The following is a 22,759-nucleotide window of genomic DNA, read 5'->3' on the forward strand; positions in this document are numbered from 1 at the left end:
CGCCCAGGCCAGGCGCTGCATATCTTATGGCAAACAGCTGCCGCAAGCGCGACGCGGCCTGTGTGGGAGCGGGCGAGCCCGCGAAGAGCCGAACGCGGTGGCTGGCACCGGCTACGCCGGTGTTCGCGGGCGCGCCCGCTCCCACAAGGGCCCTGCTAATCAACAAGTTATGTATTGTTCAATATTAACTGGCTTGCCAGCGATGGCTGCACAGCAGCCCCGAACTGCCAGCCCCATCCAGTGCGCGCCTGCATGCTGCCTCAGTCGAGAATCACCAGGCGGTTGGGCAGCTCGTTACGCGCATGGGTCGGTGGCACCTGCTCGCTCAGTAACTCGCCGCAGGCCTCGATGCATTCGACAAAACCCTGCAGGGTCCGTCCCTGGCGCACCTGTTCGGCAAACCGGCTGACGAGTGCCGCCCGAGCGCTGGCATCCAGGCAGTGCTCGATGCCGCGGTCAACCAGTATTTCCACATGCCGCTCCGCCTCGCTGACAAAAATCAGCACCCCCGTGCCAGCCGCCGTGCGCTGCAGGTTCAGCTCGCGAAATTGCTGGTGTGCCAGGCGCGAAGCCCGCCAGCGGCGCAGCGCCCGGGGGATCAGCCAGCCGGCCAGGCGCGGGCTGCGCAGCAGCAGGCACAGGCCGACAAACAGCAGCATGTTGGCCACCAACAAGCCACGCACGCCCGGCCAGCCCAGCAGCCACTGCAGCAGGCCGGGCACAGCCAGTGCCAGCACGGCAGCCCAGAGCAGCGGCCAATACGCATAGTCGTCGGCACGCCGCGCCAGCACCGTCACCAGTTCGGCGTCGGTATGCCGCTCGGCACGGGCTATGGCTTCGGCAATCTGCCGCTGATCATACTCGTCAAAAGGGGTCACGCCGTCGGTCTCTGAGCTTTCTTATAGTTGTTGTCCCGGCATACGGGGCTTCATCCGCGGGTGACATATTCAGGCATAATCGGCCGCTGGAAGCATTGCCTGCAAATCGTACAACAATAGCCGCCTGAAAACTTCGGCCGCGCGCGTACCACCCTGGATACGGCAGAGGCCCCCACAACGGAACTGATGATGAAACTGTCTTTGCTGGGCCTGGCCATGGGCCTTGCCAGTCAGGCGGCCCTCGCCGCCACCTCCGCCCCGCCCCTGCAGGACAAGCAGGCGTTCATCGACCATCTGATCGGCCAGATGACCGAAGCCGAAAAAATCGGCCAACTGCGCCTGATCAGCATCGGCCCGGAAATGCCGCGCGACAAGATTCGCGAGGAAATCGCCGCTGGCCGCATTGGCGGCACCTTCAATTCCCGCACCGCGCCGGAAAACCGGCCGATGCAGGATGCGGCCATGCGCAGCCGCCTGAAGATCCCGATGTTCTTCGCCTACGACACCGTCCACGGCGAGCGCACGATCTTCCCGATCGGCCTGGGCATGGCCGCCACCTGGGACATGGACGCGGTGGCCAAAGTGGGCCGCACCGCCGCCATCGAAGCCTCGGCCGACGCCCTGGACATGACCTTCGCCCCCATGGTCGATATTGCCCGCGACCCCCGCTGGGGCCGCACCAGTGAAGGTTTCGGCGAGGATACCTACCTGACCTCGAAGATCGGCCAGGTCATGGTGCGCTCGTTCCAGGGAAGCAGCCCGGCCAACCCCGACAGCATCATGGCCATCGTCAAGCACTTCGCCTTGTACGGTGCCGTAGAGGGTGGGCGCGACTACAACACGGTCGATATGAGCCTGCCGAAAATGTACAACGATTACCTGCCGCCCTACCGCGCCGCACTCGATGCCGGTGCCGGGGGCGTCATGGTGGCGCTGAACTCGATCAACGGTGTGCCGGCCACCTCCAACACCTGGCTGATGAACGACCTGCTGCGCAAGGAGTGGGGCTTCAAGGGTGTGACCATCAGCGACCATGGCGCCATCCAGGAACTGATCCGCCATGGCGTCGCCCGCGATGGCCGCGAAGCCGCCAAGCTGGCTATCAAGGCCGGCATCGACATGAGCATGAACGACACCCTGTACGGCCAGGAACTGCCAGGCCTGCTGAAGTCTGGCGAGGTGAGCCAGCACGAACTGGACCAGGCCGTGCGCGAAGTGCTGGGGGCCAAATACGACATGGGCCTGTTCAAGGACCCGTACGTGCGCATCGGCAAGGCCGAAACCGACCTGAAAGACTACTACGGCAGCGACCGCCTGCACCGCGAAGCCGCCCGTGACGTGGCGCGTCGTAGCCTGGTGCTGCTGGAAAACCACAACCAGACCCTGCCGCTGAAAAAAACCGGCACCCTCGCGCTGGTCGGGCCCCTGGCCGATGCCCCGATCGACATGATGGGCAGCTGGGCCGCCGACGGCAAACCGGCGCATTCGGTCACCGTACGCGAAGGCCTGCGCCGCGCCGTGGAAGGCAAGGCCAAACTGGTCTACGCCAAAGGCTCCAACATCACCGGCGACAAGGCCATCCTCGATTACCTGAACTTCCTCAACTTCGACGCCCCGGAAATCGTCGACGACCCGCGCCCCCCTGCGGTGCTCATCGATGAAGCGGTCAAGGCAGCGCAACAAGCCGATGTGGTAGTGGCCGTGGTTGGCGAGTCCCGCGGCATGTCCCACGAATCGTCGAGCCGCACCACCCTGGAAATTCCTGCCAGCCAGCGTGAACTGATCAAGGCCTTGAAGGCGACCGGCAAGCCACTGGTACTGGTGCTGATGAACGGCCGCCCGCTGTCGATCAGCTGGGAACGTGAACAGGCCGATGCCATTCTCGAAACCTGGTTCGCCGGCACCGAAGGCGGCAATGCCATTGCCGACGTGCTGTTCGGTGACTACAACCCGTCCGGCAAGCTGGCCATCACCTTCCCGAGGTCGGTCGGGCAGATCCCGATGTACTACAACCACACCCGTATCGGTCGGCCCTTCACCCCAGGCAAACCCGGCAACTACACCTCGCAGTACTTCGAAGAGCCCAACGGCCCGCTGTACCCGTTCGGCTACGGCCTGAGCTACAGCAGCTTCGAGCTGTCGGGCCTGTCGCTGTCGGCCAACAACCTCAAGCGCGGCGATACGCTGCAAGCCAAGGTCACGGTGAAGAACACCGGCAAGCTGGCAGGCGAGACCGTGGTGCAGCTGTACCTGCAGGATGTCTCGGCATCGATGAGCCGCCCGGTCAAAGAGCTGAAGAACTTCCAGAAACTGATGCTCAAGCCTGGTGAGAGCCGCACCTTGAGCTTCCGCATCAGCGAGGAAGACCTGAAGTTCTACAATGGCCAGTTGCAGCGGGTTGCCGAGCCCGGGGAGTTCAATGTCCAGGTCGGGCTGGACTCCCAGGCGGTTCAGCAGCAGAGTTTTGAATTGCTGTAACTGAACGGTCGCCTGTACCGGCCCTTTCGCGGGCTTGCCCGCTCCCACAGGTACTCACACGTGGGGGCGGGCAAGCCCGTGAAAGGGCCAGCCCCGATGTCCCAATGACCCGGATCCGCGCCATGCCCTTTTCCTTTCGCGCCCTGCGGCTGGGGCTGATTACCCTGCTGATCCTGCTAGGCACTGCCCTCAGTGCCGGTTGGGCGATGCACCAGGCCAAGCGCCAGGCCATGGAAAACGACGCACAACGTGCTCACCAGCAACTGGGCTTGTACGCCAATACCCTGCATACGCTGATCGACCGCTACCGGGCGCTGCCGGCCGTGCTGGCGCTGGACCCGGAACTGATCGACGCCCTGCGCGGCCCCGTCAGCGAGACGGTGCAAGGCGCCCTGAACCGCAAGCTCGAACGTATCAACGGTGCGGCCAACTCTTCGACCCTCGAACTGCTCGACCGCACCGGCCTGGCCGTGGCAGCCAGCAACTGGCGGCTACCCAGCACCTACGTCGGCTCCAACTACGGCTTTCGCCCCTACTTCAAGCAAACCCGCAGCCAGGGTACGGGCCGCTTCTATGCCGTTGGCGTGACCAGCGGGGTACCGGGGTACTTTCTGGCCAGCGCAGTCAACGACGAACATGGCCGTTTTCTCGGCGCCATGGTGGTCAAGCTGGAGTTCCCGGAGCTGGAACGCGAATGGCGCCAGGGCAGCGATATCCTGCTGGTCAGCGATGCCCGCGGCATCACCTTCATTGCCAACCAGGACGGCTGGCGCTACCGCGAGTTGCAGCCACTGAGCGGCGCCGACCGTGCCGAACTCGCCGAAACACGCCAGTACGACAAGCAGCCGCTGGTGCCGCTGCACCATCAGGTGCTCACGCGCTTCGCTGCCAACAGCACCCTCAGCCGCGTGCAAGGCCCCGACGGCAGCGCCGAGTACCTGTGGGAAAGCCTGCCGCTGGCAGGCGAGGGCTGGACCTTGCACCTGCTGCGCAAGCCGCAGGTGGCGGCAGACGGCCGCAATGCCGCCCTCGGCGCTGCTGCCGTATGGCTGAGCCTGGTGTTCGCGGCGTTGTTCATCAGCCAGCGCCTGCGCCTGGCACGGCTGCGCCAGCGCAGCCGGGAAGAGCTCAAGCGCCAGGTCGAGGAACGCACCCGCGAGCTGCGTACCGCCCAGGAGGGCTTGGTACAATCCGCCAAACTGGCCGCGCTGGGCCAAATGTCGGCGGCCATGGCCCACGAAATCAACCAACCGCTGACGACCCAGCGCATGCAACTGGAAACCGTGCGCCTGCTGCTCGACAATGGCCGGCCTGCCGAAGCGCGGCAGGCACTCGAGCCGCTGGAACAGATGCTCACACGCATGGCCGCGCTCACCAGTCACCTCAAGACCTTCGCCCGTAACAGCCCGATGGGCTTGCGCGAGCGCCTGGACCTGGCCACCGTGGTCGATCAGGCACTGCACTTGCTGGAAACGCGTATCCGCAGCGAAGAGGTCGAGGTCGCGCTGTACCTGGCACGCCCGGCCTGGGTACGGGGCGATGCCATCCGCCTGGAACAGGTGCTGATCAACCTGTTGCGCAACGCCCTCGACGCCATGGCCGACAAACGCTACAAGCGTCTGGAGATCCGCATCGAAGCCGATGGCCAACGGTGGCGCCTGAGTGTGCTCGACTCCGGTGGCGGCATAGCCGAGGCCGACCTGGCCAAGGTCTTCGACCCCTTCTTCACCACCAAGCCCGTGGGCGAAGGGCTGGGCCTTGGCCTGGCGATCTCCTACGGTATCGTCCATGAGGTCGGCGGCCAGCTGCAGGCCGAGAACCTGTCTGGCGGTGCGCGCCTGAGCCTTACCCTGCCCCAAGACCTGGAGCCTGCATGTTGAATTCAGTGATCGTCATCGATGACGAAGCCAGTATCCGCACAGCGGTCGAGCAATGGCTGAGCCTGTCGGGGTTCAACGTGCAGCTGTTTGCCCGCGCCGAAGACTGCCTGAGCCAGCTGCCGAAGCACTTCCCGGGTGTGATCATCAGCGATGTGCGCATGCCCGGCATGGGTGGCCTGCAGCTGCTCGAACGCCTGCAGGCAGACGACCCCGACCTGCCAGTGATCCTGCTGACCGGCCACGGCGATGTCCCCATGGCCGTGGAGGCCATGCGCAACGGGGCCTACGACTTCCTGGAAAAACCCTTCACCCCGCAACACCTGCTGGGCAGCCTGCGGCGGGCTCTGGAAAAACGCCAGTTGGTGCTGGAGAACCGCCGCCTGCACGAGCAGGCCGACCTCAAGTCACGCCTGGAAGGCACGCTGCTGGGCATGTCCCAGGGCCTGCAACTGCTGCGGCGGCAGGTGCTGGACCTGGCCAGCCTGCCGGTCAATGTGCTGATCCGGGGCGAGACAGGCAGCGGCAAAGAACGTGTAGCACGCTGCCTCCACGATTTCGGGCCACGCGCGGCCAAGCCATTCGTGGCACTCAATTGCGCGGCCATTCCTGAGGCATTGTTCGAGGCCGAGCTGTTCGGCCATGAGAGCGGCGCCTTCACCGGTGCCCAGGGCAAGCGCGTCGGCAAGCTGGAATATGCCAACGGCGGCACGGTGTTTCTCGATGAAATCGAAAGCATGCCGCTGGCCCAGCAGGCCAAACTGCTGCGGGTGATCCAGGAGCAGAAGCTCGAGCGCCTGGGGGCGAACCAGAGTATCAACGTTGACCTGCGCATCATCGCCGCAACCAAGCCCGACTTGCTGGAGGAGGCCCGTGCCGGGCGCTTCCGTGAAGACCTTGCCTACCGCCTGAACGTTGCCGAGTTGCGCCTGGCGCCTTTGCGCGAACGGCGCGAAGACATTCCGCTGCTGTTCGACCACTTCGCCCGCGCTGCTGCCGACCGGCTTGGCCGCGCTGCGCCGCCGCTGTCGGGCGCGCAACTGGCACAACTGCTGGCGCATGACTGGCCGGGTAACGTGCGCGAGCTGGCCAATGCGGCAGAGCGGCACGCATTGGGCCTGGGTTCACCGAGTACCGAGGTGGCCCCTGCCGGGCAATCGCTGAGCGAGCAGATGGAAGCGTTCGAGGCCCAGTGCCTGCGTGCGGCTTTGCGCCAGCATGGGGGCGCCATCGGTGCGGTGATGGCGGCGTTGCAACTGCCGCGGCGAACGCTGAACGAAAAGATGCAGCGGCATGGGTTGTCGCGGGACGATTTTACGGGCCAGTGATAAGCGGAATTCCGCCTATCACTGACCAGCGATAGGCAAAATACCGCCCATGCACAGCACTTCTTGGGCTGGCCTCGCCGCCGCGCGGCCGGCGAAATGCCCGCAAAGCGGCCTATTGCCCCGGATTGGGTCGGCCCGCCCCGGTTTGGCACACCTTCTGCAAATGCTCGTGTCAGCTGCGCCCAGGCGCGCTTCACAACAACAACGAGAAGGTATCCCTGATGGATAACACCACCTCCCTGCCCGCTGGGGCGGCCGCTGCGCCTGCCGCAGAAAAAACTACCGCCAGCCGCCTGAAGTCGATCTTCAGCGGGTCCATCGGCAACATGGTCGAATGGTACGACTGGTACGTCTACGCCGCATTCTCGCTGTATTTCGCCAAGGCCTTCTTCCCGGCCGGCGACTCCACTGCACAACTGCTCAACACCGCCGCGATTTTCGCCGTTGGCTTTTTGATGCGCCCGATCGGCGGCTGGCTGATGGGCCTTTACGCCGACCGCAAAGGCCGCAAGGCCGCGCTGATGGCCTCGGTACTGCTGATGTGCGCCGGCTCGCTGGTCATCGCCCTGACGCCTGGCTATGAAACCATCGGCTTCGCGGCACCGGTCCTGCTGGTCATCGCCCGCCTGATGCAGGGCCTGTCGGTGGGTGGCGAATACGGCACCTCGGCAACCTACCTCAGCGAAATGGCCAGCAAGGACCGCCGCGGCTTCTTCTCCAGCTTCCAGTACGTGACCCTCATCTCCGGCCAGCTCATCGCCCTGGCAGTGCTGATCGTCCTGCAACAGACCCTGACCACCGAGCAACTGTATGCCTGGGGCTGGCGCGTACCCTTCGTGATCGGTGCGCTGTGCGCCGTGGTCGCGCTGTACCTGCGCCGTGGCATGGAAGAAACCGCCTCGTTCACCAAGAAGGAAAAAGCCAAGGAAAGCCTGATGCGCACCCTGTTGCGCCACCCCAAGGAACTGATGACCGTGGTTGGCCTGACCATGGGCGGTACCCTGGCCTTCTACACCTACACCACCTACATGCAGAAGTACCTGGTCAATACCGTGGGCATGAGCATCAGCGACTCGACCACGATCTCGGCCGCCACGTTGTTCCTGTTCATGTGCCTGCAGCCTGTGATCGGTGGCCTGTCCGACAAGATCGGCCGGCGCCCGATCCTGATCGCCTTCGGTGTGCTGGGCACCCTGTTCACCGTGCCGATCCTCAGCACCCTGCATACCATCCAGACCTGGTGGGGGGCGTTCTTCCTGATCATGGCAGCGCTGATCATCGTCAGTGGCTACACCTCGATCAACGCGGTGGTCAAAGCTGAACTGTTCCCGACCGAAATCCGCGCCCTTGGCGTGGGTCTGCCCTACGCACTGACCGTTTCGATCTTCGGCGGCACCGCCGAGTACGTGGCGCTGTGGTTCAAGAGCGCGGGCATGGAAAGCGGCTTCTATTGGTACGTCACTGCCTGTATCGCCTGCTCGCTGCTGGTGTACGCGACGATGAAGGACACCAAACAGCACTCACGTATCACCACCGAGTGACCCGGTAAGGCCGTTATGCAAGGGCGCCCAACGTGCAGGGCGCCTTTTTTTTATGCCCCCTAGTGCCCCATGAGCCGATTAGCTGAGCTATTCGGCTCATGGGATGGGTATGAAAGACCGTTTACTGGGCAAGCGTGAAAGCATTGACCCGTTACCGCATCAACATTCAGGACATTTCCAGCGCCTGACGCGGTTCACGACGCTGGTACCAGCTGGCCATCAGTACCAGTACCAGCAGCACGCCCCCCAGCACGGCCGATGAACCGACCGTGCCGAAGTCCAGCCCGCCCCTCGCATGAGGTTTGGTCAGGAAGTCGCCCAAGGTCGCGCCAAATGGACGGGTGAGCACAAATGCAACCCAGAACAGCACCACGCCGGGGATGCGGGTCCAGTAGCGGGCCACCACTACCAGGGCTATAGCGCTACCAATCAACAACGCACCGCCTGCGAAGCCTAGCCCCGAATCATCGGCCAGGTAGTCGCCTAGAGCGGTACCCAAGGTATTGGAGAACAGGATCGCCACCCAGTAGAACAGCTCGGCGCTGCGGTTCTTGATACGGGTGACATCCAGTGGGTTGCCGCTCAGGCGCCAGGCCAGGAAGGTCAGCAGCAGGATGCCGATCAGCAGGGCCGAACCGGTGGCATAGCCCAGGCCCAGGGTACGGTCCATAAAGTCGGACATCGTGGTGCCGGCGGTGCTGGTGGAGAGGATCACCAGCCAATACAGCATCGGGTGGTAGCGGCGCGCGTACAACTGGCCGAGCAGGGTTAGCAGGAACACGCTGATCAACAGCAGCGAACTCAGTGCGTAACCGATATTCAGGGTCATCGACAGCAGGTCACCTGCCGTTTCCCCCAGGGTGGTAGCGCAGATCTTCATGACCCAGAAGGCCAGGGTGATTTGCGGAAGTTTGTTCATTGCTGTGCCGCTCCAGTTCATAAGTGCGGCGATGGTGCTGAGCATGGCCTGAAAAATAGGTTGGCGAGCGATGAAAAAAACGTTCATCGGTGCCCTGCCCCGAGTTTTCTTCTTAACGCCCTATTAATTGCCACCCTTCAGTATGCGAGGGCTGGCTGATGAAAGGTGTCCGCGCTCACCCGCGTCCGGCCGGGCAACGGCCTGTGCGACGGTAACAGCGCCCTGATACATCTAATAATACGATTATTTAGCGCGTATTTTTGCGCTTTTTAATCAGCATATTAGGCGTAAAATTCAAGTCATAGAAACAAACAACCCACAAACCCCTGGAGCAATGACCATGAAAAACAAACTGATCCTCACCCTGGCCCTTTCGGTTTTCGCCACTGGCGCCTTTGCCGAAGATGGTTTCGACCGGACCAATGCCCACACCTTTGCCGCAGCCCAGACCCAGTCGGCCAGCTACGCTGAAGACGGCTTCGATCGCACCGGCGGCCAACGCTTCGCTGAAGACGGCTTCGATCGCACCGGCGGCCAACGTTTCGCTGAAGACGGTTTCGACCGCACCGGTAGCCAACGCTTCGCTGAAGACGGCTTCGACCGCACTGGCGGCCAACGCTTCGCCGAAGACGGTTTCGACCGCACCCACGCCAACCGCATCAGCTGATCCCTGCTGCGAGCGCCCAGCCCGGCTTTTGCCGGGCTTGATCATTTGCAGGCAAGCAAAGGCTTGGCACACTAGGCTTCTTGTCTACCAGGAGGTAGGGCCAGCATGCCCAGCACCATGTATTACTACGAACCCGCCAAAGGCCACGGCCTGCCCCACGACCCCTTCAACGCCATCGTCGGTCCACGTCCTATCGGCTGGATCTCTTCGCAAGACCGCGAGGGACGCTTGAACCTGGCGCCCTACAGCTTCTTCAATGCCTTCAACTACATCCCGCCGATCATCGGTTTCTGCAGTGTCGGGCGCAAAGACAGCCTGAACAATATCGAGCAGACCGGTGAATTCGTCTGGAACCTGGCCACCCGATCGCTGGCCGAGCAGATGAACCAGAGCTGTGCGCCGGTGGCTGCTGAGGTCAGTGAATTCGAGTTGAGCGGCCTCACGGCCACACCCTCAAGCCTGGTCAAGGTGCCGCGCGTGGGCGAAACCCCAGTCGCTTTCGAGTGCAAGGTCAGCCAGATAGTCCAGCTCAAGCGGGCCGACCAGGCGCTGGTGCCCAGCTGGCTGATTCTTGGGGAAGTGGTGGCCGTGCACATTGCCGACCACCTGCTGAAGAACGGCATCTACGATACCGCGGCAGCCGAACCTATCTTGCGCGGTGGTGGCCCGGCGGACTATTTCGAGCTGGGCAACCTGTTCAAGATGGCCCGCCCGCCCGCCTGATCACCAGACCAGCTCACCCTCAGCGCTAACGCCTTGCAGGCGCTGCAGTTCGGCCGTGGCCGCTTCGTCGGCGGCCACGGCGCCCTTGAACACCTGGCCGTCGAGCACCTTGTGAAAACGCGGCGCGCCGCCCATACCCAGGGCTTTGACTGCGATGGCCGCGTGGTAGCCACCACCTTCCACCGGCACCATCGCCGACACCGCTTCGAACTGCGCGAATTCCCTACGTGCCATGTTGCTCTCTGCCTGCTTGATCGTGGCCCGGCATGTTAACCCAAACCCCAGCCAGCGCGCGCCCTGTGGGAGGGGGCCATGCCATCAGCCGAATGTATGCAAGTCCAGGCTGCTGACCACCTGGGCCTGCACCAGCTCACCGAACACCTCCAGCGTGGGCGACGCAAAATAGCCACTCATCGCCTGTTGGTCCTGCCAACTGCCGCTGAGCAGCCACAGGTCAGCGTCGGCCTGCGAACGCTGTACGCTGAAGCTCAGGCAACCCGGCGCACGCAGCGACGGCTCAAGCAGGTCACGCAGGCGCGCGCCAAGCTCCGCCGAGCGCCCGCTGCTGGCACGAATGAACGCAAGATGGGTGACCGGTTGTTTTAGGGCCATTGCACAATCTCCTTGAAGCAAGCGGACGAAAAAGCCAGGCTGCCAAGGTTAGGAGTTCGCCCGCGCGACCCGTTAGGCCATTACTGCTCGCCGCTTGCCTGATCCTGCGGCGCGGCAGGATCAGGCAAGCGACGTGCAGCTTTCGACTAGCGTCGGCCGTTGCCCAAACCTATGCTGCGACCGTCAGCAGAGGAAAGCATCATGACCATCGCCACGCCCACCGACCCGACCCTGGAACTGCAGCGCCTGGAGCTGGCCGAGCTGATTACCCGCCACGCCGGCGAGCCCCACGGCCCGGCGTCGGCCATCGCGGATCTGTACCTGGTGCGCTACACCGAAAATGTGCGCTCGGTCCCCACCCTGGCGCAACCGGCCTTGTGCATCCTTGCACAAGGCAGCAAAAGCCTGTTTCTGGGTGACGAGCAGTATGCCTACGATCCACTGCACTACATGGTGGTTTCGGTCACCCTGCCGTTGAGCGGCGTGCGGCTCGATGCCAGCCCCGATAACCCCAGCCTGGGCCTGCGCATGGACTTGGACCCGGCCGAGATCAGCCAACTGATCGCCGAAAGTGGCCCAATGCTGGTGCCCAACAAGCCATCGGGCCGTGGCCTGTACGTGGATAAAACCGATGCGGCGTTGCTCGACGCCCTGTTGCGGTTGCTGCGCCTGCTGGATAGCCCACGCGACATCCCCATGCTGGCGCCGCTGGTCCGCCGTGAGATCCTCTACCGCCTGTTGCGTGGGCCGCAGGGTTATCGGCTGTACGAAATCGCCTTGGCGAACAGCCAAACCCACCGGGTTTGCCAGGCCATCGCCTGGCTCAACAACCACTACCAACAGCCACTGCGTATCGAAGACCTGGCCCGTGAGGTCAACCTCAGCACCTCGACCTTGCACCACCGCTTCAAGGCGGTGACGTCGATGAGCCCGTTGCAGTACCAGAAGCAACTGCGCCTGCAGGAGGCACGGCGGTTGATGCTCAACGACGGGCTCGAGGCGGCGGTGGCGGCCTACCGGGTGGGCTATGAAAGCCCGTCGCAGTTCAGCCGCGAGTACAGCCGGCTGTATGGCGCGCCGCCCATTCGGGATGTGGCTCGGTTGCGGGCCAATGCTGGCTGAAGTTCAGGGTGGCTGTACCGGCCCCATCGCCGGCAAGCCAGCTCCCACAGGGATTGCATCAGGGCTGACAGGTGGTTGCCACAAGGTATGCGCAAGTCCCATGGTCTATGGTGATCTTGTGGGAGCTGGCTTGCCAGCGATGGGACCGGCGCCAGCCACCCAAGCCTCAAGGTTCAACCGACAACCGTGCCCTGCCACTGGTGCTGGTCTACCTGGATCAACGTCGGCCCCTTGCGCTCCACCGCCTGCCCCAGCGCCGCCTGCAACTGCGCCACATCCGCCACGCTCTGCGCTGTGGCCCCCAACGCCCGCGCCACGCCGATGAAGTCCGGGGTATGGATATCCACCCCGACCGGCTCGATCGCCCGGTTGAGCATGTACTTCTTGATCTCTTCGTAGCCCTGGTTATTCCACAGCAGCACGATCAGCGGCACCTGCGCCTCCACGGCACTGGCCAACTCCGGCAACGTGAACTGCAGGCCGCCATCGCCAATCAGGCACACCACTGGCGCCCGCTCAATGGCGTGCTCGGCACTGCCCAACCAGGCGCCCATGGCCGCCGGCAAGGCATAGCCCAGGGTGCCGTACCCCGTCGAGGCGTTGAACCAGCGGCGCGGCTGATCCATGTCCAAGGTCAGGTTGCCGGTGTAGACCGGCTGGGTAGAATCGCCCACCAGCACAACACCGGGCAGGCGCTGCACGATGGCCGTCAACAAGCGTGTCTGGCTCAGGGTCGGCTGGTCCCAGCCGGTTGCCAAGGCGTCCCGCAGGCTGGTCACGCGAGCCCGCCCCCAAGTGCTGTCGTGTACCAACTGCGGCTGCGCCTGCAAGGCCGCCAGCAGCGCTTCGGCAGCCAGTTCGGCGTCGGCCACCAGTGCCAGTTCCGGCAGGTAGTTGCGCACGGTCTGGTCCGGATCGATGTCGATGCGCAGCAGGCTGCCCGGGATGTCGAAACCGCCTTTGAAGGTCACGTCATAATCGGTTTCGGCCAGTTCGGTACCGACCGCCAGCACCACGTCGGCCTCGGCCACCAGCGCCCGCGTAGCCGGTAGCGACTGGGTCGAGCCAATCTGCAGCGGGTGGCTGGATGGCAGCAAGCCCTTGGCATTGATGGTCAGGGCTACCGGTGCCTGCAGGTGCTCGGCCAGGCGGGCCAGCGCAGCACCTGCTGCCAAGGCACCGCCACCGGCCAGGATCAACGGCCGCCGTGCGCTGGCCAGGCGTTCAGCCATCTGCGCCACGGCCTGCGGTGCAGCCCCTGCCCGGTTACCCCGTACCGGGCGGCCCGGCAACAGTTGGTCGGCGGGCTGAACCAGCACGTCCAGCGGGATCTCGATATGCACCGGGCGCGGCCGGGCGCTGTCGAATACCGCGAAGGCCCGCGCCAATACCTGTGGCAGGTCGGCAGCATTCATCAGGGTGTGCGAAAACGCTGCGACACCCGCCACCAGCGCCGCCTGGTTAGGCAATTCGTGCAGCTTGCCGCGGCCACCGCCCAGCTGGTCACGCGACTGCACGCTGGAGATCACCAGCATCGGAATCGAATCGGCATAGGCCTGGCCCATGGCGGTCGTGATGTTGGTCATGCCCGGGCCGGTAATGATGAAGCACACCCCGGGTTTGCCACGGGTGCGCGCATAGCCGTCAGCCATGAACCCGGCACCCTGCTCGTGGCGCGGGGTGATATGGCGAATGGACGAGCCCGCCAGGCCTCGGTAAAGCTCCACGGTATGCACGCCGGGGATGCCGAAGACATGGTCCACGCTATAGCCTTCAAGGAGTTTGACCAGCACTTCGCCGCAGGTTGCCATCGGGGTCCACCATCAATCTTGTTGGGTTATGCGCTTATTGGACCCAAGCTACGGCTACCGCCACAATGCAAAAAAACACATACTAGCCATGTTCTGAAATCATGGCTTATTGCGATGAAACGCCTCCCGCCCCTACCCGCCTTGCATACCTTCCTGATCACCGCCCAGTGCTGCAATTTCACCCGCGCGGGGCAGCAGTTGCACATCACCCAGGGCGCCGTCAGCCGCCAGATCGCCGCCTTGGAGCAGCACTTGGGTTATGCGCTGTTCCAGCGCCAGGCCCGCGGCTTGAGCCTGACCCGTGAAGGCCAGGATTGGTTGCCACGGGTGCAACAGGTGTTTGCGCTGATCGAGCAAGGGGTGCGTGAAGTGGGCGCGCACAGCACGACCCTGCAGTTGAAGGCCCCCACGTGCGTGATGCGCTGGCTGCTACCGCGCCTGATGGAGTGGCAGGCACTGCGCCCGGATGTACCGGTGGAACTGACCACGACCGTTCAGCATGGCGTGGATTTGCGCCGCGAGGGCTTCGATGCAGCGGTGGTCTATGGCGAGGCACCGAACCACGGGCTGCAGGTGCGCAAGCTGTTCGATGAGCAACTGACGCCGGTATGCGCACCGTCTTTGCGTGAGGGGCCGCTGCCCTTGCAGCGGGTTGAAGACCTGGCGCGGCACATGTTGCTGCACCCTTCGCGGGATGAGCATGATTGGCGGTTATGGCTGCAGGCGGCTGGGGTAACGCTGACCGCGCAGGGGCCGAAGCAGCACTTCGAAACGCTGGACATGGCCATGGCCATGGCGTCGCAGGGGACAGGCGTGGCTATCGGTGATTGGTCGCTGATTGGCGATGACTTGCGTAGCGGGCGGCTTTGCATGCCGTTTGCGCTGAAGGTGCTGACCGGTAAGGGCTACTACCTGGTGAGCCACGCCAGGAACCTGCCGGCGGGGTTGCTGGAGCTGCTGGACTGGCTGGAGGGCCAGGCCAGCCTGTGAAGGCCTCTTCGCGGGCTCGCCCGCTCCCACGGGTAGCGCACATAATTTGAAACCTGTGCACTACCTGTGGGAGCGGGCGAGCCCGCGAAGCAGGCGACTCAATACCCGACCGTGAACCGCTGCCGCGAATGCTGCGGTTTCTCCAGCTCATCCAGCATGGCAATCGCATAGTCGGCAAAGGTGATCCAGCTCTTGCCATCCGCACCGATCAGCAGATGGTCCTTGCCCAACGTGTAGTGCCCGCTACGCTCGCCTTCAACAAACTCCGCCGAGGGTGAGAGGAAGGTCCAGTCCAGGTCCGGCTCGCCCTGCAACGCCTGCAGAAAACGCACACCGCCCGTGGCCTCGGCCTTGTAGGCCTCCGGGAAATCAGGGCTGTCGATCACCCGCTGCCCCGACGGCAGCAACAGGCTGGCGGCACCGCCAACCACCAGCAGGCGTTTGACCCCGGCACGCTGGACCGGCTCGATGATCGCCTGCGGCTCGATGGTGGAGAAATGCGCAGCACTCAGTACCGCGTCCACACCCGCCACTGCTGCTTGCAGGGCTGTGCTGTCCTTGGCATCCAGCGCCTTGACGGTCACCCCTTCACGCCCCTGCAACTGCGACGGGTCGCGGGCAATCGCGACCACGTTATGGCCACGGCGCAGGGCCTCTTCCAGCAACTGGCTGCCAGCACGACCGGTGGCGCCGATGATTGCAATCTTGCTCATGTCATACGCTCCCTCAATTGAACGGAATTACCACTTCATTTCGCCCTTGGCGACCTTGGCCCCCAGCTCCAGCGAGCTTTCATCAGCCAGGCCTGGGTAACGGTGCTTCATCGCCTTGATCAGCGCGCCGGCATCTTTCGCCTTGGCGGCCTCGCTGTCGAAATCGCGAATGTAGTTGGCCGTGAAATGCACGGCCTCCAACGAACGGCTGCTATCGCCCAGGTAGTGGCCCGGGACGACCGTGCGCGGCGCCAGCGCTTCGATGCGCGCCAGCGTGCTCAGCCAGTCGGCGTGGGACTTGGGCGTTTGCGTATCCGCCATCCACACATGAATGTGCTCGGCTACCACGACACCGCCGACCACGGCCTTGATCGAAGGGATCCAGACGAAACTGCGGTCAGGCTGGGGGCCGTCCAGGCCGACCACTTCCAGGGCTTGCCCCTCCAGGGTCAGGCGGCCGCCTTCGAGCACCTGAGGCAGCACCAGCCGCGCCGGTTTGTCGGCGCCCATCTGCGGTCCCCAGTAGGCCAGCTTGGCTTGCATGGTCTGGCGAATGTGCGCAACGGTGGCAGCCGAAGCCAGCACCTTGGCGTCGGGGAACGCCTGGGTCACGGTAGCCAGGCCAAAGTAGTAATCCGGGTCACCATGGCTGATGTAGATGCTGGTCAGGTGCTTGCCACCCGCCCGCAGGCGTTGCACCAGTTGCTCGGCCTGGGCCTTGCCGAACTGGGCATCAACCAGCACCGCATCGTGCTCGCCACTGATGATTACCGAGCTCACCGGGAAAATAGCGTCGCGGCCGGGGTTGTAGACTTCCAGGTGCAAAGGCTCGGCGGCCATGGCCGGACCAGCGAGGGTGACGCAGGCCAGCAACAGGCCACGCAGTGGGGTGAACAGGGACATTGGGTAAGCCTTCCGCTAGATCGATGACCCACAGCTTAGTTGCCCAATCCGTAACAAAAAATGCGATGCTTGGACATAGTTTGTTTCTGAAAGCGAGCAAGTCATGGACCGTCTGAGCGCCATGCGCGTCTTTGTCACCGTTGTCGACCTGGGCAGCCAGTCAGCGGCGGCAGATCACCTGCAACTGTCGCGTCCGGTTGTGTCGCGTTACCTGGCCGAGCTGGAGGCCTGGGTAGGGGCACGCCTGATGCAGCGCACCACCCGCAAGCTCAGCCTGACCGCTGCCGGCCAGGAAACCCTGCCCCGTTGCCGGCAATTGCTGGACCTGGCAGGTGACCTGCAGGCCGCAGTACAACAACCGGACGATGCCCCCAAGGGGGCATTGCGCATCAGCGTCAGCACCTCGTTCGGCCAGGCCCAACTGGTGGATGCCATCGCGGCTTATGTGCAGCGTTACCCCGGTGTGAAGGTTGAACTGCAGATGCTCGACCGCACCGTCAACCTGGTAGACGAGCGCATCGACCTGGCCATCCGCACCAGCAACGACCTGGATCCCAACCTGATTGCCAGGCGCCTGAGCGTGTGCCGGTCGGTGGTCTGTGCGGCACCCGCCTATCTGCACGAGCATGGCACCCCGCAACAGGTCGAGGAACTGAGCCGGCACAACTGCCTGACCCATGCCTACTTCGGCCATAGCCTGTGGCACTTCGACGTGGCCGGCCAGCAGGTCAGCGTGCCGGTGGCCGGCAACATCAGCGCCAATGAGGCAATGACCTTGCAGAAGGCGGCACTGGCTGGGGCCGGCATTGCCATGTTGCCGACCTACCAGGCCGCCGACGCCCTGCGCAAAGGTGAACTGGTACGGCTGCTGGCACATGCCAAGCCGCGCGAGCTGAACCTGAATGCGGTGTACACCTCGCGCAAGCACATGCCGGCCACCTTGCGCAGCATGCTGGATTTTCTGGTGGAGCGGTTCAAGGACGAGCCAGAGTGGGACCGCGATCTGTCATGGGCATGATGGCCTCATCGCCGGCCAGCCTGCATGGACTATGCTCCTTGGTATCACCTATCGCTGTACCAGGAGGTGAACACCATGGGCATCAAATCAAGAAGAGTCGCCCTTGTCATGGCCTTGAGCGCAGTAGCAGCACTGTACGGCTCGGCCTGCTGGCGCGCCGAACTGCTACGCAGCCAGCCCAGCACTGCCGCCAGCTGCGAGCAGGCACACTGCGTGCCTCACACTGCCACCTTGAGCGCCGTCCGTTGAGTTGACGGCGCCCTGCCGGTCACTCCTCGACGCTCATGTACTCCTTGGCCCAGCGGATGTAGTCCTCGGGCTGAGTGTAGGTGTGCGAGAGTTCGGTGGCACTGAGGTTGTCCGACTTGTTCTGCTTGCCGCGCTGCAGCCGCAAGCAGTCGTAGGTGGCTTTGATTGCAGCAAAGTAAGCCGCGTGGCCATCGACGGCAATGCGCACGCCCAGGCGCGCCAGGTGCTCGTCGTCATGCAGGTTCGGGTTGCCATAGGTGACCAGCATCAGTGGCACGGTCAGGTGCTCGGCGATCTTTTCGAGCTGCTCGAAGTCCTTTACGCCCACCATGCAAATGCCATCGGCACCAGCCTTCTGGTAGCTCTGGGTACGCACGATGATTTCTTCGGTGCTGAGCACGCCAGCATTGGTGCGGGCGATGATCGACAACGACGAATCGACCCGTGCCTCCAATGCCGCCCGGATCTTGCCAACGCCCTCATCAACCGGGATCAGGTCGGTGGACTTGCGCCCGAACTGGGCTGGCAGCAGGGTGTCCTCGATGGTCAGGGCAGCCACCCCGGCGCGCTCCAGCTCGATCACCGTGCGCATCACGTTCAGTGCGTTGCCATAGCCATGGTCGGCGTCGGCCAGCACCGGCAACTGCGCCACGCGGCCAATCCGGGTGGCCTGCTCGACGAACTCACTGAGGGTGATCAGCGCAAAGTCCGGCGCAGCCAGCACCTGCAACGAGGCGACCGAGCCGCCGAGGATACCGACCTCGAACCCCAGGTCAGCCGCAATGCGTGCCGACATCGGATCGAACACCGAGGCGGTGTGGTAACAGGAACCTGAAGCGAGCAGCTCGCGGAAGGCAAAACGCAGATCTTGATGGGAAGCCTTGGGCATGATCACTCCGCAATTATGTGCAAATTTTGAACGGTAACTACCGACCCCTGCAATCGGGTCTACCTGACCTGTTCCAACCGTCGCCATGTGGGCGGTCATGCTCGGCATGCAGGCAGAGGAATAAAAGGTGTGGGAGACAGCGGCCCATGAAACCTGCGGCATAATGTTGCACCAAGCTGGTGCAAGCCGCGGCGTTCGGCCTCTGTGGCATACCAACGATATCACGCGGCCATGCTGCGCTGGATGAATACGCCAATGCCGATTCGGCATAGGGGATGCAGTTAGTACATAGGAAGCTACCTAACTCAGGTTACAATTCGAGGGCCTGTTCGCGAGCACGCCCGCTCCCACAGATACGGCTCATGCTCGAGCCTGATCTTCACCTATGGGAGCGGGCATGCCCGGGAAGATGCAAAAACCGACAACCAAGGTACCCCCGTGACAGCCGCCCTGCCCCACACCACCCTGCGCAACGTGCTCACCGCGCTGATGCTGGCGATCTTTCTCGGCGCCCTCGACCAGACCATTGTCGCCGTCTCGCTGCCTGCCATTTCGGCCCAGTTCAACGACGTCGGCCTGCTGGCCTGGGTCATTTCCGGCTACATGGTCGCCATGACCATCGCCGTGCCCATCTACGGCAAACTGGGCGACCTGTACGGCCGACGTCGCATGATCCTGACCGGCATCAGCCTGTTCACCCTGGCCTCGATCGCCTGCGCGCTGGCCCAGGACATGCAGCAACTGGTGCTGGCCCGGGTACTGCAAGGCATCGGCGCAGGCGGCATGGTCTCGGTCAGCCAGGCGATCATCGGTGACTTCGTGCCGCCCCGCGAGCGTGGCCGTTATCAGGGCTACTTCAGCAGCATGTATGCCGTGGCCAGTGTCGCCGGGCCCGTGCTGGGCGGTTGGTTGACCGAATACTTGTCGTGGCGCGGCGTTTTCTGGATCAACCTGCCGCTGGGGCTGCTGGCCTTGTGGTCGATTCACCGAGCCTTGGCGGGCATGCCGGTACAACACCGCCAGGCCCAGGTCGACTACCTTGGCGCTGTATTGTTGATTCTCGGCCTGGGCAGCCTGCTGCTGGGCATTACCCTGGTCGGCCAGGGCCATGGCTGGGGCAACTCGGCCGTGCTGGCATTGTTCGCCTGCGCCGTGCTGGGCCTGGGCTTGTTCATTGCCCACGAAAGCCGCTGCGCGGAACCGTTGCTGCCACTTGGCCTGTTCGCCAATCGGGTAGCCGTGCTGTGTTGGGGGGTGATCTTCTTTGCCAGCTTCCAGTCCATTTCCCTGACCATGCTCATGCCCTTGCGTTATCAAGGCATCACCGGTGCCGGTGCCGACAGCGCCGCCCTGCACCTGCTGCCGCTGGTGATGGGGCTGCCCATGGGGGCGTTCACCGGTGGGCGCATGACCAGCCTCACCGGGCGCTACAAACCGCAGATCCTTGCCGGGGCTTTACTGATGCCGCTGGCCATCGTCGGCATGGCCTTGACCTCGCCGCAGTCGGCGTTGCCCAGCGCACTGTTCATGCTGCTGACCGGGATAGCCTGTGGCCTGCAGTTCCCTACCTCGCTGGTAGCCACGCAAAGCGCGGTGGCCAGCCAGGACATCGGCGTCGCCACCAGCACCACCAACCTGTTCCGCTCGCTGGGCGGGGCCATGGGCGTGGCATGCATGTCCAGCCTGTTGCTGGCACTGCTGCATCAGGGCGGTTTTGAATTGCTCGGTAACCCGTTGCTGGGGAGCTTGAAGGCGGGCGAGGTGGACGTGGCCACCCAAGGGCGGTTGCTGCAGACATTCCGCCAGCTGTTGCTGGGCAGCGCGCTGGTCGCGGTGCTCGGGCTGATCGCGGCGGTGGCGTTACCGGACCGGCAACTGCGCGGCCGTTGAGCACCTGGGCACGGTGCAGGCACGGTGCCTGGCTGAGGGAGCGCAACGCATTAATCGTCCCTTAATACAAAGCGCAAACACTCCCTCACAATCCTTAACAAAGAGTCATTTGCGCAGCGCCGGGCTCAAGCGCAGCATATCCAGCCCGGTGTCGACCCATTTGTCGACATCCGCCAACAGGTCAATGCTGTCCGGCAACAACAGCCAGCGCCCGATCAGGCCATCGACATAGGCAAACAGGGCCACCGCCGCGCGCTCGACATCCAGCTCGCCCGGCAACTGGCCCCGGCGCACGGCATTGGCCAGGGCCAGGGTAATGCCCCTGTGGCAATCCAGCACTGCGGCCTGGCGCTGCTGGCGAATCTCACACATGTCATCGGTGAACTCGCACTTGTGATGCAGGATCTCATTGATACGCCGGGTTCGGGCATCGAGCACCAGCTCGTTGAACACCTGCAACAGCAGTTTGCGCATGCAGCCCAGCGGGTCGACTTCGTCCTCGCTTTCGCTCGCGCGCGCCAAATGGTCATGGGTTTCATGCAGGCTGTCGAGCAACGCCTGCACCAGCTCGGCCTTGTTGTTGAAGTGCCAGTAGATCGCCCCGCGGGTCACCCCCGCCAACTCGGCGATGTCGGCCAGCGTGGTTCGCGCAACCCCGCGCTTGTAGAAGGCCTTTTCCGCTGCCTCGATGATCTGGGCGCGGGTTTCCTGGGCTTCCTCTTTGGTTCGACGGACCATGGCAGTACAACCTCATCGGGCCCGAACGCGCGCTGCGCACGGGGGAACATTTCGCGGGCACCTCTGCAGGGCGCCTCGCGGCGGGGCTATCACGGGCTGTGGCGGTACCTGGGTACAACCAAGCGGTATTTACAAACAACCATGAATGTAAGTATATTCCTTAGCAAGCTATTTATCTACCGGATAGCAAATTTCTCCAGATCTCGACTCTTCCATTATTCTTGAGCGTCTACCTGCTCCTGCGACCCGAGGATCCTCATGCAATTCAAGCCAGCCGTTACCGCTCTGGTTTCCGCCGTCGCCCTGGCAACACTGCTCAGTGGCTGTAAGAAAGAAGAAGCAGCGCCAGCGGCGCAGGCTCCTCAGGTCGGCGTCGTAACCATCCAGCCTCAACCTTTCACCCTGACCTCGGAATTGCCGGGGCGCACCAGTGCCTACCGCATTGCCGAAGTGCGCCCGCAGGTCAATGGCATCATTCTCAAGCGCCTGTTCAAGGAAGGCAGTGACGTCAAGGAAGGCCAGCAGCTGTACCAGATCGACCCTGCCGTGTACGAGGCAGCGCTGGGTAATGCCCAGGCCAACCTGCAAGCTACCCGCTCGCTGGCCGAGCGTTACAAGCAACTGATCGACGAGCAGGCCGTGTCGAAGCAGGAATACGACGACGCCAATGCCAAACGGTTGCAGGCAGAAGCATCGCTGAAAAGTGCACAGATCGACCTGCGCTACACCAAGGTGCTGGCCCCGATCAGCGGGCGTATCGGCCGCTCAGCGGTCACCGAAGGTGCGCTGGTGAACAACGGCCAGACCAACGCCATGGCCACCATCCAGCAACTCGACCCGATCTACGTCGACGTTACCCAGTCCACTGCCGAGCTGCTCAAGCTGCGCCGCGACTTGGAAAGCGGCCAGTTGCAGAAGGCTGGCGACAACGCCGCCTCGGTGCAGCTGGTGCTCGAGGACGGCAGCCTGTTCAAGCAGGAAGGCCGCCTGGAGTTCTCGGAAGTCGCGGTCGACGAGACCACTGGCTCGGTGACCCTGCGTGCGCTGTTCCCCAACCCTGACCACACCCTGCTGCCCGGTATGTTCGTGCATGCGCGGTTGAAGGCCGGGGTCAACGCCAACGCCATTCTGGCCCCGCAACAGGGCGTTACCCGCGACCTGAAAGGTGCGCCAACCGCGCTGGTGGTGAACAAGGACAACAAGGTCGAACTGCGTCAGCTCAAGGCCAACCGAACCCTGGGCAGCGACTGGCTGATCGAAGAAGGCCTCAACCCGGGTGACCGCCTGATCACCGAAGGCCTGCAGTACGTGCGCCCTGGCGTCGAGGTCAAGGTCAGCGAAGCCACCAACGTCAAGAAGCCGGGCAGCCCTGATCAGGCCAACGCGGCGAAAGCAGACGCCAAAGCGGAGTAA

General features: G+C 63.6%; 20 protein-coding genes. 11 read left to right on the forward strand and 9 right to left on the reverse strand.

Translation table 11 applies throughout. The features are described 5' to 3' along the window. Positions 1-260: 260 nt before the first annotated feature. Positions 261-878: a TPM domain-containing protein gene (locus tag ACF8SD_RS13555; RefSeq protein WP_392483545.1), complete on the reverse strand. Its 618-nt coding sequence runs from the start codon at positions 876-878 to the stop codon at positions 261-263. 186 nt (positions 879-1,064) lie between these two features. Between ACF8SD_RS13555 and bglX the strand changes: the two genes are divergently transcribed. The 4 genes from bglX (at position 1,065) to ACF8SD_RS13575 (ending at position 8,102) form a co-directional block, all read left to right on the forward strand. Beyond that, on the forward strand, positions 1,065-3,356 hold the full coding sequence (bglX, locus tag ACF8SD_RS13560; protein ID WP_173890898.1) for a beta-glucosidase BglX: 2,292 nt from the start codon (positions 1,065-1,067) through the stop codon (positions 3,354-3,356). A gap of 122 nt (positions 3,357-3,478) precedes the next feature. Beyond that, a complete protein-coding gene (locus ACF8SD_RS13565) occupies positions 3,479-5,236 on the forward strand; it encodes an ATP-binding protein (RefSeq protein WP_173890899.1) in 1,758 nt (585 codons plus the stop codon). Next, positions 5,230-6,561, forward strand: coding sequence for a sigma-54-dependent transcriptional regulator (locus ACF8SD_RS13570; RefSeq protein WP_392483546.1), 1,332 nt, complete (start codon positions 5,230-5,232; stop codon positions 6,559-6,561). Before ACF8SD_RS13565 ends, ACF8SD_RS13570 begins: the two co-directional genes overlap by 7 nt. A 221-nt stretch (positions 6,562-6,782) precedes the next feature. Beyond that, a complete protein-coding gene (locus ACF8SD_RS13575) occupies positions 6,783-8,102 on the forward strand; it encodes an MFS transporter (protein WP_173890901.1) in 1,320 nt (439 codons plus the stop codon). Positions 8,103-8,268: 166 nt separating this feature from the next. Here ACF8SD_RS13575 and ACF8SD_RS13580 read toward each other — a convergent pair whose 3' ends face one another. Then, a complete protein-coding gene (locus tag ACF8SD_RS13580) occupies positions 8,269-9,021 on the reverse strand; it encodes a hypothetical protein (RefSeq protein ID WP_173890902.1) in 753 nt (250 codons plus the stop codon). 340 nt (positions 9,022-9,361) lie between these two features. Here ACF8SD_RS13580 and ACF8SD_RS13585 point away from each other — a divergent pair, with 340 nt between their 5' ends. Both ACF8SD_RS13585 and ACF8SD_RS13590 read left to right on the forward strand, forming a co-directional pair. After that, the gene (locus tag ACF8SD_RS13585; RefSeq protein ID WP_173890903.1) at positions 9,362-9,688 is read left to right on the forward strand and encodes a hypothetical protein; all 327 of its coding nucleotides are present in this window, start codon (positions 9,362-9,364) and stop codon (positions 9,686-9,688) included. 117 nt (positions 9,689-9,805) lie between these two features. Next, positions 9,806-10,411 (forward strand): flavin reductase family protein, encoded by a 606-nt coding sequence (locus ACF8SD_RS13590; RefSeq protein ID WP_009683089.1) that lies wholly within the window; start codon positions 9,806-9,808, stop codon positions 10,409-10,411. Here the strand turns inward: ACF8SD_RS13590 and ACF8SD_RS13595 are convergent, their stop codons facing one another. Further along, positions 10,412-10,645: a hypothetical protein gene (locus tag ACF8SD_RS13595; RefSeq protein ID WP_173890904.1), complete on the reverse strand. Its 234-nt coding sequence runs from the start codon at positions 10,643-10,645 to the stop codon at positions 10,412-10,414. It abuts the gene before it with no gap. An 84-nt stretch (positions 10,646-10,729) separates the two neighbouring features. Beyond that, entirely contained in the window at positions 10,730-11,023 is a 294-nt protein-coding gene (locus tag ACF8SD_RS13600) for a putative quinol monooxygenase (RefSeq protein WP_173890905.1), read from the reverse strand. Between the two features lie 201 nt (positions 11,024-11,224). Here ACF8SD_RS13600 and ACF8SD_RS13605 point away from each other — a divergent pair, with 201 nt between their 5' ends. Next, entirely contained in the window at positions 11,225-12,145 is a 921-nt protein-coding gene (locus tag ACF8SD_RS13605) for an AraC family transcriptional regulator (RefSeq protein WP_173890906.1), read from the forward strand. 173 nt (positions 12,146-12,318) lie between these two features. On the opposite strand, the gene ACF8SD_RS13610 is transcribed toward ACF8SD_RS13605, so the two are convergent. Next, positions 12,319-13,956, reverse strand: coding sequence for a 5-guanidino-2-oxopentanoate decarboxylase (locus ACF8SD_RS13610; RefSeq protein WP_392483547.1), 1,638 nt, complete (start codon positions 13,954-13,956; stop codon positions 12,319-12,321). Positions 13,957-14,070: 114 nt separating this feature from the next. On the opposite strand from ACF8SD_RS13610, the gene ACF8SD_RS13615 reads away from it, so the two are divergent. Continuing rightward, entirely contained in the window at positions 14,071-14,946 is an 876-nt protein-coding gene (locus tag ACF8SD_RS13615) for a LysR substrate-binding domain-containing protein (protein WP_173890908.1), read from the forward strand. A 98-nt stretch (positions 14,947-15,044) separates the two neighbouring features. On the opposite strand, the gene ACF8SD_RS13620 is transcribed toward ACF8SD_RS13615, so the two are convergent. Both ACF8SD_RS13620 and ACF8SD_RS13625 read right to left on the reverse strand, forming a co-directional pair. After that, entirely contained in the window at positions 15,045-15,659 is a 615-nt protein-coding gene (locus ACF8SD_RS13620; RefSeq protein ID WP_392483548.1) for an NAD(P)-dependent oxidoreductase, read from the reverse strand. A gap of 27 nt (positions 15,660-15,686) precedes the next feature. Further along, complete coding sequence (locus tag ACF8SD_RS13625) at positions 15,687-16,562, reverse strand: MBL fold metallo-hydrolase (RefSeq protein WP_173890910.1); 876 nt, start codon at positions 16,560-16,562, stop codon at positions 15,687-15,689. Between the two features lie 103 nt (positions 16,563-16,665). Between ACF8SD_RS13625 and ACF8SD_RS13630 the strand changes: the two genes are divergently transcribed. After that, positions 16,666-17,580: a LysR family transcriptional regulator gene (locus ACF8SD_RS13630; RefSeq protein ID WP_173890911.1), complete on the forward strand. Its 915-nt coding sequence runs from the start codon at positions 16,666-16,668 to the stop codon at positions 17,578-17,580. A 268-nt stretch (positions 17,581-17,848) separates the two neighbouring features. Here ACF8SD_RS13630 and ACF8SD_RS13635 read toward each other — a convergent pair whose 3' ends face one another. After that, positions 17,849-18,718 carry an oxaloacetate decarboxylase gene (locus ACF8SD_RS13635; RefSeq protein ID WP_173890913.1) on the reverse strand — a complete coding sequence of 290 codons (870 nt, stop codon included), beginning with the start codon at positions 18,716-18,718 and terminating at the stop codon, positions 17,849-17,851. Positions 18,719-19,156: 438 nt separating this feature from the next. On the opposite strand from ACF8SD_RS13635, the gene ACF8SD_RS13640 reads away from it, so the two are divergent. Next, entirely contained in the window at positions 19,157-20,608 is a 1,452-nt protein-coding gene (locus ACF8SD_RS13640) for an MDR family MFS transporter (protein ID WP_173890914.1), read from the forward strand. Positions 20,609-20,713: 105 nt separating this feature from the next. On the opposite strand, the gene ttgR is transcribed toward ACF8SD_RS13640, so the two are convergent. Further along, a complete protein-coding gene (gene ttgR, locus ACF8SD_RS13645) occupies positions 20,714-21,346 on the reverse strand; it encodes an efflux transport transcriptional regulator TtgR (protein ID WP_054912197.1) in 633 nt (210 codons plus the stop codon). A gap of 258 nt (positions 21,347-21,604) precedes the next feature. Between ttgR and ttgA the strand changes: the two genes are divergently transcribed. Beyond that, on the forward strand, positions 21,605-22,759 hold the full coding sequence (ttgA, locus tag ACF8SD_RS13650) for a toluene efflux RND transporter periplasmic adaptor subunit TtgA (RefSeq protein WP_009685610.1): 1,155 nt from the start codon (positions 21,605-21,607) through the stop codon (positions 22,757-22,759).

Origin of the sequence: Pseudomonas sp. CJQ_9 (genome assembly GCF_043106615.1) — a bacterium.
GTDB lineage: Bacteria > Pseudomonadota > Gammaproteobacteria > Pseudomonadales > Pseudomonadaceae > Aquipseudomonas > Aquipseudomonas juntendi.